This window comes from Thorsellia kenyensis (genome assembly GCF_042432445.1).
Classification (GTDB): Bacteria; Pseudomonadota; Gammaproteobacteria; order Enterobacterales; family Thorselliaceae; genus Thorsellia; species Thorsellia kenyensis.
Window position 1 is genome coordinate 1 of the sequence record NZ_JBHLXE010000083.1, and the last position, 14,331, is coordinate 14,331.

Annotated in this window: 7 protein-coding genes; 1 reads left to right on the forward strand and 6 read right to left on the reverse strand. The window is 34.2% G+C overall.

What is annotated here, in order from left to right:
• Positions 1-169: 169 nt before the first annotated feature.
• A complete protein-coding gene (locus tag ACFFIT_RS07135) occupies positions 170-1,438 on the reverse strand; it encodes a FliC/FljB family flagellin (protein ID WP_385876969.1) in 1,269 nt (422 codons plus the stop codon).
• A gap of 399 nt (positions 1,439-1,837) precedes the next feature.
• Here ACFFIT_RS07135 and ACFFIT_RS07140 point away from each other — a divergent pair, with 399 nt between their 5' ends.
• A complete protein-coding gene (locus ACFFIT_RS07140; RefSeq protein ID WP_385876970.1) occupies positions 1,838-2,023 on the forward strand; it encodes a hypothetical protein in 186 nt (61 codons plus the stop codon).
• Positions 2,024-2,034: 11 nt separating this feature from the next.
• Here the strand turns inward: ACFFIT_RS07140 and ACFFIT_RS07145 are convergent, their stop codons facing one another.
• From ACFFIT_RS07145 to ACFFIT_RS07165, 5 genes are all read right to left on the reverse strand, one after another.
• Positions 2,035-4,431 (reverse strand): inverse autotransporter beta domain-containing protein, encoded by a 2,397-nt coding sequence (locus tag ACFFIT_RS07145; protein WP_385876971.1) that lies wholly within the window; start codon positions 4,429-4,431, stop codon positions 2,035-2,037.
• A gap of 3 nt (positions 4,432-4,434) precedes the next feature.
• Positions 4,435-5,892: a TolC family protein gene (locus ACFFIT_RS07150; RefSeq protein WP_385876972.1), complete on the reverse strand. Its 1,458-nt coding sequence runs from the start codon at positions 5,890-5,892 to the stop codon at positions 4,435-4,437.
• Positions 5,893-5,928: 36 nt separating this feature from the next.
• Positions 5,929-7,461, reverse strand: a complete 1,533-nt coding sequence (locus tag ACFFIT_RS07155; protein ID WP_385876973.1) for an HlyD family type I secretion periplasmic adaptor subunit — start codon at positions 7,459-7,461, stop codon at positions 5,929-5,931.
• Positions 7,462-7,500: 39 nt separating this feature from the next.
• Positions 7,501-9,702, reverse strand: a complete 2,202-nt coding sequence (locus ACFFIT_RS07160) for a type I secretion system permease/ATPase (protein ID WP_385876974.1) — start codon at positions 9,700-9,702, stop codon at positions 7,501-7,503.
• Between the two features lie 194 nt (positions 9,703-9,896).
• A complete protein-coding gene (locus tag ACFFIT_RS07165; RefSeq protein WP_385876975.1) occupies positions 9,897-12,104 on the reverse strand; it encodes an Ig-like domain-containing protein in 2,208 nt (735 codons plus the stop codon).
• Positions 12,105-14,331 lie beyond the last annotated feature (2,227 nt).

Here is a 14,331-nt window from a genome sequence, read left to right on the forward strand (position 1 = left end):
GAGTCAATATATAGAGAGGTTAAAAAATGACCGCTTTTAATCTAGACAATAATTATAAAATAAAGTGCGGAAAGGCGGATTAAGAATGGTTAATTTTAAAGAGAGCAAAGAAGAAAACGTACCTCTAGATGCAAGTTTAAACATCCAGAGAACAGTGAGGTATAAAAATTTATTTTAATAAACTCAAAACTAATTGTGGTGTTTGATTGGCTTGCGCTAAAACAGAAGTCCCAGCTTGCTGTAGAATCTGCGCACGACTCATATTAGAAACTTCTAATGCATAATCAGCATCCTCAATACGACTTCTCGACGATGACAAATTATTTGATGTTATTCCGAGTGAGCTGATTACAGACTCCAATCTATTCTGAATTGCACCTAAATCACCCCGTAATGAATCAACTTTTGAAATTGCGTTATCAAGAGTTTTAAGTGGCTTAACTGTACGGGCAGTAGTTTGAACAAGTAAATTTGCGCTATCGTAAACAATTTCAGTCAAATTAAAAGAGCCTGCAGGAACGTTATTAAAGGTAATTGGGGCATTTTGGGCTCCAAGTGGCGTTTCAAAACCAATAAAGGGATTTAAATTGTCGGATAACTTGAAATAATATGTATCACTTGCATTACTGTCATCTATACCAACAGCAGCTAATTTAGCTCTATCGATAGGATCGGAGAGATTAAATGTTAACTGTGCATAGAATTGATTATCATTCCCTTTGATGACAGAGGGATAAAAATTAGCACCTGTAGCAGTAAGTCCAAAAGCAGTACCATCAATTGATACTGATACAGAACTTGGGGTAGTATTTTGAGTTGTAGGATCTGTAACATTAGTTTGTTGCTTGTAGGCAGGCATGTCAGCTATCGTAAGAGGTGAAGCATTGATACTTCTTTTAGAAAAGCTTAAACCATTGACATTAAAGCCAGTTAAGTCGAGAGTTTCAACATCCATTTTTTTAAGTGGTACCCCTAAAGTTTCATTATCATTAGCACCAACTTGCAATTTTAAAATTCCATCTTTAGCCAGTATGGGTATACCATTAAATTGAGTTTGTTCAGAAATTTGGTTGATTTGCATCAATCTTTGATCAATTTCAGCTTGAATAGAATCAAGATCTGTTTGGGCATTCGAACCGTTTAACGCTTGGACTGTCAGTTCTCTAATTCTTTGTAAATTGTTATTAGTTTCTTGTAATGCAGCTTCAGTTGTTTGTGCTATGGAAATACCATCAAGTGAATTTCGTTTAGCTTGGTTTAATCCTTTAATATTTGTGGTAAATCTATTTGCAATCGCTTGACCAGCAGCATCATCTTTCGCACTATTGATGCGAAGCCCCGAGGAAAGTCTTTCTATTGCTTTACTTAGAGAACTGTTAGATTTACTTAAGTTCAATTGAGAACTTAGAGAAACTATATTAGTGTTAATCACAGGCATGTGAAATCCTTACTTGACAATAGAGAATATAAGAGAAATACATTATTACATCTAATGTAAATTAACGTCAATTGTTACAAAAACTTTAGTTTTATTTCAATTAAACATATATATTAACAAGCAATGCACATTATTATTGATATTGCTCAATATGTCACACTTTCTGTTGGCTTTAACTCATTTAACAAAGTAATTATTAATACAATAAATTAGAGAGTAAAATCACCTTTAATGAACTATACATATCATTAAATGTGCGGTTAACAAAAAATTAATGTTTAATTAATTGTATTGAAATTGGGGTTTAAGGGTGAAGAAGATAGTTAAGAATATTTATCAAGATAGGAAGCTACTGAGACCTATAGAATGTTATCGAACGATTTTATATTAAGAGTATAAATGATTGAAAGGAAATACAATGTAACTATGGATTTACCTACTGAAATCACATCAATTTACAAGGAAAAATATTTTTTGATTACGATTCTTTGGGCGCTAAGCAATGCTAAATCTGCTGCTGTATTCAAATTAAGTATGGGGGAAGTGGGAATATTTGCTAGGTCGCTTAATCCAGAAACAACCTAGCAAAATATAAATCAGAAAAATTTAGCGGATGTATTAGATTCCGTGAGAATTCTGTTACTATTTACTGTAGATGTGGCCCTAAATTGTAGCTGACTATCAACTAATTTTTCAGAACCTGATATTTTAATTTCCCAACCACCTTGAGAAGAAGGGCTAACTTCAGCCTTTAAAAGTTCATTTGATTGATTCAGACTACACCATCCTTGACAAAATTCTCCACTTGAATCTTTCCATTCTAGTGATGGAATAGAAATAGCATGATTTTCACTTTGATTTGCTGAACGTAAGTTCAGGACAACATGCGTGCTAGTTAAATCAGAATATGCGTTAACATCAGGCAGTGCTAAAGCTTCATCTTTAACCATTTCGAGGACAATAGAATCGCTTTGTGCAAATGTGGAGTTAATATCAATGATATTAGATATTTTAGTTTCATTGTTTTGAGTTTTTATTTGTAACTGAACCTGATAGTTTCCTTCTTGCGTCAACTCTAATGATAAATCTTTTTCTGAGTATTCGACCGCTGAAGTTGGAGTTTTCACAAGCCAGAGATATGATTCTGGTTTTATGTTACCATCAATTTCAGTTTCAATTTGTACTATTTGATTAACGAATGCTTGAGTTGGTGAAGAGATGTTTACACCAGAGGCTTGAGCTTTATACTCAAAAACAATTTCGTAATTTCTATCAACAAAATCAAAACGACTTCCGCTCATATTTCTTAATTTTGCAACAGCATTGGGATTAATTTGATCTTCAAAAGATAGGCCAAAGCGATAATTTAAATCAATCCCAAACGCTGAGTCATGCACATTATTTTCACCAATACGATGACTAGCATTTGCGGTAATAAGAGGTATAGGCATATAATCAATAGAAGCTTTCACTGCAAAAGGATCAGTATCTATGTTATCTGTGCCAAAAAGTGCAATATTATCACCAAAATACTGTTCAAAAGATAAACCACCACCAATTTGAGGATAGTTAGGAAGATATCCTTTCATATTAACATCAATCCCTTTAGCGGGTTTTTGTTTTGCTCCTGATATTAAAAAAGTCTCATCGCTTGTAGCGCTAGACCAGCCATCTAATGGGGTATAATAGTTAGTAGAAAAGGAGAGGTAGTCAGTTCTTAATTCTCCACCAACACTTAATCGGCTCATGTTTTTTAAATCACTGTCAACAAAAGTATTAACACCTAATCGCATACTTTCAAGATCATGCCGATAGCCAAAACCTAAATGACTAATTGCATTATGTCTAGCTATATCTTTCTGATGAGTTATACCAAACTGGGTAAAGAAAATAGAATTATTAGTTTGAATTATGTCAGTTAAAAATTTGAATTCAGATAGCTTGTAATCAAAATTCTCATTGGCATTGATAGATATTTGAGCATTACCAAATTGATTGGCTAAAGCTTCAACCTGGTTTGATATTATGCTAGGAATATTTTTGCTTTCATCTATTGGGCTTTCTTTAGATAAATCAGCCTGATTGTTTTCTTCACTACCTAAATTGGGAAGATTTACATCATAGTCTTCAGGGCTGATAGGGCTGACTAATTTCTTAGAAGCAGCGAGTTGAGCTTGTTTAGGATCTATAGCAGGAATTGCATTTTCTTTTGCAAGGATAGGACTAGGCAGTGCTACTGCTTCAGCAGATGATGAAACTGAGTTCGGTGTTTTCTCTATCTCAGAAGCAATTTGCGTATTGCCTGATAGATCAGCCGTCATTACAGTTTGATTTTTAGCTAAATTATTCGAAATTGAGGCATTCAATTCTTGCGAATCTACTGGAATAGTTGGATTAGTTGGAAGTTTTTCATTTAATTCAGTAGGGCCAGTAGGCGCTGCAATTAAACCTGCAGGAACTTCTTTAGATGTAATTGCACTAAGCTCACTCATTTCTGTTGATTCAATTGCAGTAGGGCTTCTAGATGAGCTATTGACTGCTGTTTGTACTGTAGGTTCTGTAGAATTTTCATTACTGCTATTAACGACTGGCGCGTTAGCAGTTTGGGGAGTAGTTATACTTTTATCTTCAATCACAGGTTTTGCCTGTGTTGTAATATTCTCAGTTTTTTTTGTATTAGCAGTAGCCAACCCAAGCAGTTCAGAATTAGCAGGTAAATAGATTGTTTCACCTTTAGAGAGGGTAGTACGTCCTCTTATCATGTTAGTATTAAGATGATTTAATTGCTCTATCGTTAAATTACTCATATTTGCAAGTTTATAAACACTAATTTTCTCTTGCAATGTATAAGGTACTAACTCAAGTGCTGCACTGCTTTCGCCTAAAAGTAATTGAGAGTGACTATAACCACTATAAGCCATTAATGTTGATACCATGGATGCACAAACGCATAGGTTAAGCTTAAATAAAGAATTTTTTGTTATTTTTTTCATATCTTATCTAGAAACCTGTTTAAGAGTTATATCTAACCATGAAAGTAGTAAACCACTGTCAGAAAACAACCTTAATTGAGAACTAAAAGCATCAAACTCTAAGTTAACTAAGGTTTGTTCATTATTATAAAAGTCGGATTCAGCACTAAGTACATCAAGGAGTTGCTTTTTACCTAAATGGAACCATTGGTCAAAGAATGTTTGCTTAACCTCTCTACTTGCATCAACAAGATTTTGGTATTCCTTGCTTCTTAAGATTGCATTATCTCTTTGAACACGCGCTGCACTGATTCTGTTTTGGATATCTTTAACAATCGTTTGTCTTTGATAAAGAATTGTTTTGGCTTCTTGTATTGCAGAACGTTCTGATGCCGTTGCAGATCCGCCTTCATAAACGGCCCAAGACAAATTTAAGCCCACTAGCCAAGGATCTTCTTCATCTTCGTATTCTAAATCATTTGTATTTTTTGTCACATTTAAATTTACCTGAGGGAGTCTTGACGCCCCAAGGGATTTAGCCGCAGCCTTTGCCCGATTGTATTCAGCATTTGCCTGTAATACAGCAGGATGGAATTTAATGAGTGGTTCTTCATCTACCTGATCAAATATTTCTGGGTCAAAATCAAGGCCTTTAGGGAAGTAAATCTCTTCTCCTAAATATCTTTCAGCTGAAACTTGTAGTTCGTTAAGTTGGGCTATTAATGAATCACGAGAGGTTAATGCTTGTATTTGTTTAGTTTTAGCCTGTAATAGTTCACTAGCACGACCTGGATCAGCAGCAACAATGCCTTCAAGCATAGCGACTAATTCATTCATACGGGTAAGATAAGCTTCATTGACATCCAATAACTTAGTTACCCTTGCTATTTCAACTGCATAGGACAAAATCGTATAAGCAATTTCATCTTGTTTTAACCTAAGGCCCATATTTGATGCTTCAAAAGCATATGATTGTTCTTCAACTTGAGAAGAAATTCTGCCCCAGTCAAAAACAGGAGTAACAACACTCACTTGAGAGGTTACTGTATTATTATCTTTATTTGATTTACCAACTTCAAGCCTAGGTGAACTAGTTGATAAGTTGACTTGCGGATATCTCTGACCTTTGACAACATCTATTTGATCTTTTCGTCCTAGTGCGTTACTTTCAGCTTGGCTAATTTCAGGGCTGACATCTAAAGAAACAAGTGCAGTATTATGCATGAAGATCCACAAAGGATTATTTTTTATGGTGCTAAAATAATTAGCACCCTTGTTTTTTGATCCAGTTGCTGCAGACTGGCTATTAGCAGACTGTTTATTGACTAGCTGGCTATTTTGGGGCTGGCTTCCTTTTAAAGGAATTTTTTCAATTGCTTGAGAACTACTTTCGTTTTCGCTGCTGCCACACCCCACTAGCGAACTTAAACTAAAAAGTAAAAGGAACGGTATTTTTTTATTGTAAATAGTTTTAACAATCATTTTATCATCTTATTCTATAAATAATAGAAGGTAAAATTATCTCTCTCTAAAAGCCTCTTGAGATTTGAGAATCGGCTTAAGTATGTAAGATAAAATAGATTTCTTACCAGTTTTAATTTGTACAATGCCGGTCATACCAGGAATAATGTCAAACCTTTTCTCATCTCTTTCAAGATAAGACTTGTTGGTTCTTACTAGAACACGATAATAACTAGTTATCCCTTTTCTTTGCTCATTCGCATCTTTTTCATCGATAGCATCTGAGCTTATATGTTCAACTATACCATCTAATCCGCCGTATATAGCATAGTCATAAGCAGAAATTTTAACAACCGCGGGACCACCCACTTTTAAAAAAGCCATATCGGTAGGTTTTACCTTCGCTTCAAGTAGTAATTCATCTTGAGTAGGAACAATTCGCATGATTTCACCACCCTGAGGAACTACCCCCCCTATTGTAGTTATTTCAACGGTTGTAACGATTCCATCAACGGGTGAACGCAGAGTACTTCTTTCGACAATATCCTTACGTGCAATTAGGTTTTCTTTTATCTGCCCTATTTCAGATTCGACACGACTGAGATCTGCATTTGCTTGAGAGGAAAACTGGTTCTTTTTATCAATGATTTGTAATCTGATGTCATTGGCTTGTCTTCGCATTCTAAGCATTTCTACATCAGATATCAGACCTCTTGCAGACAGAGGTTCAGAGAGTTGAATTTCATCATTGATTAGTTCATAACTCACTTCAAGTGCTTGAAGGCTGTCTTCTAATCCTTTTATCCTAGCATTATAAGCGTCAGTTTCAACAACAATTATATCTGTAAGTGCTTTTAAATGCTCAGGAAAATCAAGCGGAACTTGATTTGCTTCTGCCCTAAATCTTGCTGCTTGTGCTTCTAACGCAAATAATTTAGATTCAGTTTCTCTTAAATACGCTTCAGCACGAGTTGCATCTATAACTGCTAATATATCACCTTTTTTGACAATAGAACCTTCTCTAACTTCGATAGATTCGATTATACCACCTTCAAGACTCTGTATTAATTGTTCTCTACTGGAAGGAATGACTTTAGCTTCAGCAACAGTGACTTCATCGACTATAGCAAAATGAGCCCATAAAAGACCAATAACAAAAATTGAACAGATGAGATAAAGAAGAAGTTTACTACGATTTGGCTTTTGTATTAACAAAGCTGAACGCATATCATCCATATATTCTAGATCTACGCCTAACTTTTTAATTTTTGAGTCACTGAGCTCTGCAATGTTTTCGTCTGCTCGTTGTAATTGATTTTCAACTGATTGCGTATTAGCTGGTTTATTCACTTTAGTTACGGCATTTTTTACCTTATGATCATTTGAATTCGTTGAGTTAGTCGTAGAATTATTTGCTGTATTTTTCGAGGTATCTGTATCATTTTTTGCACGAATAATACGCACAGGTTTATTCTCTTCATTTACAGGTGTTTCAGATACATCTAAGCTCTGTTTTGTTGATTTTAATAGTGAGCTATTTTTTTGCGTATCAGTATTGTTCAGTTTGTTTTCATTTGATGATTCAGTCATTTGTATTTAACTCTGCATTAGATAATAGGGTACATCAAACTAACCTTTAGCGGCTTTATTTGCTTTTAATTGCGCTAGTACTTCATCTCTCGGTCCATCAGCAACTTTTAATCCACCATCAATAATAATTATTCTATCTACAATATTCAGCACTGAATATCTATGTGTATTTATAACGATGGTTTGATCTTTAACGGCACTATGAAGTTGTCTTAAAAAGATTTGTTCCGTTTGGACATCCATATTACTTGTAGGTTCATCCATCAAAATAAAATTAGGTGAATTGAGTAAAGTACGAGCTAGAGCCACTAGTTGCCTTTGTCCCCCAGATAACGCTCTGCCTGCCTCACCTACTTGCATGTCATAGCCTAATGGATGCTTACTCGCAAAATTATCTACCCCAGATAATTTTGCTACAGTAATAAATTGTTCTGCTGATGCAATTGGATTACCTAGTAAAATGTTTTCTCTAAGGGTGCCTGAAAATAATATTGCTTCTTGTCCGATGAAACCAACATTCGCCCTTATATCAGCCGGCTCAATTTGGTTGGTATCAATACCATCATATAATATTTGACCTTCAGTAGCTTGAAATAAGCAAGCCATGATTCGAAGTAAAGTTGATTTACCACTTCCTATTGCACCTAGAATTGCAACTTTTTCTCCTTTATTAATTTCTAAGGAAACACCTTTAATGACTTTGGGGTTAGGTTGCATTGGTGGTGCAGGGTAAGCAAACTGTACATTTTTCAATGTGATTTTTTCTATAGGATCAGTTTTGGAAAGATAATCTTTACCCTCTTCTTTTTCGACAGCAAGGTCTACAAATTTTGTCAAGCTGTTAACAGCCACTTTTGCTTGTTGAAATCTTACAGCCAAACCAATCAAAGAACCCAAAGGTGCAATGATCCTACCCGAAAGGATTACAGTACCTATAAGAGCACCTTGAGTCAAATCTCCTGAACCTATTAAATAAACACCGTAAATCACGAGCGCAACAGTACAGAGTTGTTGAAAGGTAGAAATAAGCCCCATCGTTGTACTGGTTATAGCTTTAGTTTTCATAGAGGTTGCTGCAGATAATGAGCTGAAATCTTCCCATTTTTTTTGCATTACAGGTTCACCGCGAACTGCTTTTAAAGTTTCAATTCCAGTAATACATTCAATTAGCATGCCTTGTTTTAAGGAACTTTCCCTCATATTTTCTTTCATTGCTTTCGATAAAGGATATTGAACCAATATACATATAAGTATGATAATTGGAACTAAGGCTAGAGGGATGATAACTAGAGGCCCTCCAATTAAGTAAACAATAAATAAGAATAAAAAACCAAACGGGATATCTGATAAAGTTGCAAGTGTAGCCGAGCTCATAAAGTCTCTAATGGATTCAAACTCTCTAAATTGGTTAGCAAATGAACCAGAAGATGCTGGTTGAAATTCCATTCTCGTTATCAGAAATTCTCTAAAAAGGAAGCTACCTAACACAAGGTCAATTTTCTTTCCTGCCATATCGACAAGATGAGCTCGTATTTGCCTAGAGGTAAATTCAAAAATTATCGCGATAAAAACACCTATAGCAAGAGCCCAAAGAGTAGCATGTGCCTGAGTAGGAATTACTCTATCATACACGTTCATGGTAAAAAAAGTACCCGCTAAAGTAAGGACGTTGGCCAAAAGAGCAGCAAAGGCAGCACTGAAATAGTAAGAGCGATATTTTATGAAAGTTCCCCAAAGCCAATTTTCTGATTTTCGGTCTTCAATCCCAATAACAGCTTGTTTTTTGAGTTTGGATTTACTTTTGATCAGTAAAAAATAGCCAGGCGAACACTCTTCTAAAAGTTCTTCTCTTGATAGTAGAGCTTCTCCTGAATTTGCTTCAGGAAGGATAACTTTATAAAAATAGTCTTTTCCTTTCTTTAATTTTTGAATAATAACAAGATGAGAACCGTCTTTTCTAAGTGCAATAGCTGGCATTAAAAAGGTCGATATATCATCTAACTCTCTGTGTGTCCAGGCTCCATTTAAACCAATGTGGTCAAGTAATGTTAACGCACCAGTAGGAGTAAGATTACCCGTTTTTGGTGAGCCTGCAGATAATGCCGCTTGGCTCATTTCCATTTGGTAATATTGGCATATCCATGCGATCGATGATAAGAGTGAATCTGTTGTCTGATTTAAAGTCATTTGATCAGACACAAAACCTCTTTGCGGTTGAGTTACTATTGTTTCTTGTTTCATTAAACACTCATGTCAATTTATGGTATAGATTTTATTGTTGTGCGTAGCGAAATGCTTTTACAAATATCTACATAATAACATCAAATATATAATAATAGCTGTTTTTTTTACTTAATGTAAGTTTTTAAGCACAAAAAATTTAAAAATAGCTGTGATTAAATTATATTAGTATAGCCATGTTCATTAATATGCAGTTAATACAATGATTGCAGGATTAAGAATAAATCATCATCAATTTGCATTGCAGGCATAGCTAACCCAGCATAACTATACGTGTTCACATCATAGTTTACTGTTTCATATATTTCAGATGGCGATTGATTTGATTCAAAAAAGAGTTCCTCACCTGTATAGAGCAGATCATCAATTGAAATCGATGATAATAGTGAAGGAGAAACCGTATTTGGTATTTCAAATGTGTTGACTGTCTTAGTCGCCATATAACCGACAGACTCATATTCATCGACTAACAAAGTATCGGAATAGCTATCTGTCGATTCCTCTACTACTTGTGTTTCAGCTGTTTTATTATAAGTAAATACAAACTCATTACCATCTTCAGCCTTCAATACATTACCGGCTTTACTTTTCGGTACAATTTTAAAACGATTTTGTCCCTCAGTGAACTCATCAAATGGGATATCGATACTCCATTTATTAGTTGATGTAGTTGTACTTTTCACGAGTTCGTATTTGTCACCATTGAGTTTATAAATTAAAACTTCACCTATATTGTTAGGAACAAACCCTGTGAAAGTATGTTTTTTCGTGTTGTTGTTATTGTTGTTGATTGTATCAGCTAAACCAATTTCGGTATTATCTATAGTAAATTTAATATCAGTAATGACTTCTTTCTTTAAAGTACTATCATCCACATTAAGATAAAAAGTAGTGCTGTATTGGCTTTCATTTCCAGCAGGATCTTTTAATTTAAATTCAATCCTGCGATACCCAGCTTTAAGAGAAGTTTCTAGAGCATATTCCCAGGTGCCATTTGCACTTACCTTAATAGGATCTTTGGTGTATTGTCTGACTCCATCAATATAAAGGATAACTTCTGCACCGCTTTCACCTGAACCCTTGAAAAGAGGTTTGGTATCATCGGTCCAGTCTCCATCGTTTAATGCCCCTTGCTTTGTACCCACATCATCTACGGCTGTCGTGTTAAGTTTAGGTGCAACAGGAGGTGAGTTATCATATTTTACAGGGATATCAAATGAAGGACCTTCATTACCCGCTTGATCATATAAAGTCGCCTTAAAAGTATAAGCTGTTCCAATACCTAATTTTAAATCAGAGGGGAAGGTAAAAGACCAGTTGCCGTCTTTATCCACTGTCGCCCAATGTTCACCTTTAGCATTATCAATGATTTTAACTTTAGCACCTGGTTCAGCCTTACTTCCTTTGATGGTTGGTTTTAAAGTATTGATCTCTCCATTCTCGGAACCATTTGATATATAGGGTTTTTCAAATTCAGTAGGTTTCTCAGTGTCAATTGCAAATGAATTTATATAAGCTTTTGATTCAACTCCATCACTATTTTTCTCAGTGATGGTAAATTTACCTTTGTCTCCAGATTTTAGCACTCCCGCAGGTAGCGTAAAACTCCAAGAACCATCACTCTCTACAGTGGTGGTATAAGTTTTAATATTACTTTCCGTATCCCTAGTCTGTGCGTCTAATTGAACCTTAATTGTTATCGTATTACCTGGCGTGAAAGTATCTTTTGCGCCTTGAATGGTCGGTGTCAACGTATTAATTTCTCCGCCATCACCATTGGTATTTATTTCATCTCCGTCTTCATTGATATTAGACCAAGATATTTTATCTGCAATTTTACTGTCACTTAAATCTTTCGGCGGCAAAACAAAATTAGGGGAGTCATTAGATCCAGTGTTATCATCAGAAGAACTTCCAAATAAGGCATAGCCTGCTCCCGCAGCAACAACAGCTGCACCAGTGTAGAGTGTAGATGAATCTAACCATTCCCAACTGTCTTCAAGATCAGAATAAAAGTTATCAGACGCAATTCTAGTGGCCGCATTTACATCAGCAGACATAACAGTATTATTAGCTAATGTGGTAATTAACTCGCCATTTGATAACGACAAATACGTTAATTCATTCGCATCAGTTACTATCAAAACATCTGTGCCTGTTGCATGAGTAAAATAATCTTCTAATATGATCAGATTATCTTCTTGGTTAGTCAATGAGACTTCTAAGTTTGCCCCTTTTTTAATAATAAGGACTTCTTTTAAATTAATTGAGTGTGGAAATTCGCTTGTACCAATCACTACTTCATCTCCTTGCTTGAAACTGTATGAAGCAGAAGATGAAATGTCTAAAACTTTTTTCTTACCAGTAATATTATTAGTGACAATAATTTTATATTTATTCATAAGTGTTCTCTTTAAGTCTAACCCTGCATTGTAAAGGTATATTAACAAATTGTTTTTATTAGGTTTAAATTTTTTATAAGTCCATGAGCAAGTTTGATTGCAACAAAGCAATACAGGTGCAGGACAGTTAACAGTAGCATAATAATACATTTAGGACGATTTGTAATTATTAATTGAGAATGTTTACATTTATTAAGCTCAATATTGGGTTATTAATTAGTAATCTATACAAATAATGTGTTGACTTTTATGGCTAGTTATTATTTGTGATTATTAGTGATTACTTGGTTGGAAGATTAATAGATTGTGTTTTGGATAATTACTGAGAAAAATCAAATAAGCTAATTTTGATAGACTTCCTTTAACATTATCACATTAAAAATGGGTGACAGATAAAAATCGGCTAATCTTGAAAACGCTAAATATATGATTGCGTCGCTGCACTTCAGTAAAAACAGATAATAGAAATGTAAAATTCAAGGCAAATGACAATATGACTTAATTTGATACCATTAATGAACTCAGGATTGGATATATAACTAATTTTTCCTTGTAAGTAGAATAAGTGCACGCAATGAATTTATACTAATTTTAACGTAAAAGAAAATTTACTGAATTATTTGCATGATGAATCTAAAGATTGATTTTTTTGTGATTCAGCAGCTTATAATTGAGTTACTTCAAGTTGCATGTGTAGATAGTACCCCAATGTCTATTTAGTGGAGGTTAAATATCCCAAAACTTGCATCTTGATTTCCATTGAGTATAAATCTAATCTGAAGAGATTGTTATCTAGGTTATTTGCTTAATAAATATGAATAATTCTTAACCTAGTCACAATAATCAAAATATCAGTGGAGTTGTTGTTGATGATAACATGTAGGAAGAATAAAAATATTTAATGCAGTAAATAAGTGGAATTAGAACAAAATTTCATAGGAAAAGAGAACTTATTTTTTAGTCTCGGCAAAAAAATTCTAAAGCAACTAAATTTAGCTAGTATAAATCATGCAACTACTTAATATATTATTTTTTAGTGTCAACCATCAGTTAACTTATCGTTTAGAAAAAGGCAGACGAAAAGAAGTAGGAAAATTATGAAACAGAAATAAATAAAAGAATTAAATATTGCACAACATAATTGAAACAAGTATATGTTGTAGAGTTTTTAGTCATGCTTTGCTAGGAGCTGCTGATATTTAGTGAATCAAAATCAAGCATATATAAAGTGGCAAATAAACAAGCCTAGGAAGTAAAAATTGCAAGGTAAAGGCGTGAGGCTTTTATAATTAATTTGCGAAAAAATATTATAAAAGAATAAATGTTGCGCTGATATTTATTGTATCAGATAGTCCGTGGAATTTTTTACAAAAACTTTTTAACCGCGTTATTATAGGTTATTTCAAAGGATCAGAACGATTATTTTTTGAAGGTTTTTTATTTAGGTTCTGTACTGAAATACCTTGATGTGCTTTACTCAGTGAATTTAGGTGCTGCAATGCTGTTTATAAACGGTTTAATCGATGGGTCCATAAACAAGGTATTTTAGAGATTCTTTCAACGCTTGTTCACATCGCAGATAAATAATAGGTGTTTGCTGATGGCACACTTATACGTGCACGATAGCATAGCACAGTTGCTGCAACGAATAGCTCTAAAGCCATTGTGAAAGCCGAGGGATAATTCGACTAAAATGCATCTTATTGTGGATATTTTGGGGCTATGTATACTTGAAAATTGAATTAACTATTAATATATTATAATTTTTCAGTAACACCAGCGCTACCATTCCACCATTCTTCTATAATTATTTTTGCAAAAATAAAATAAAATAAGAGTGCTTTGTGTATACGTATATAAGGAGCTTTGAAGGTGCTTTGTCTAAATTATCTTGATGTTTTAAAGGAATTTTTTAGAATGGATGTTACTAACTATAAAAGCGGCATTGCTGAATTGTTAATCAGTTGATTAAAACAATTAAAAAAAACATTGCAAGTTTAAAAATAGTCTCTATAATTCGCCGCCTAATGACGAAGTGTTAAGAAGTTAAAAGCTAAGTCAAACGATAAGTGAAAATAAATTAAAAAAAACACTTGACGTTAACAAAAAGGGTGAATATAATTCGCGCCCTGTCGTTAAGAAGATTACTTACGACAACCTAGTAGAAATACTAGATGCTCTTTAACAATTTATCAGACAATCTGTGTGGGCACTCGCAAGATATGAC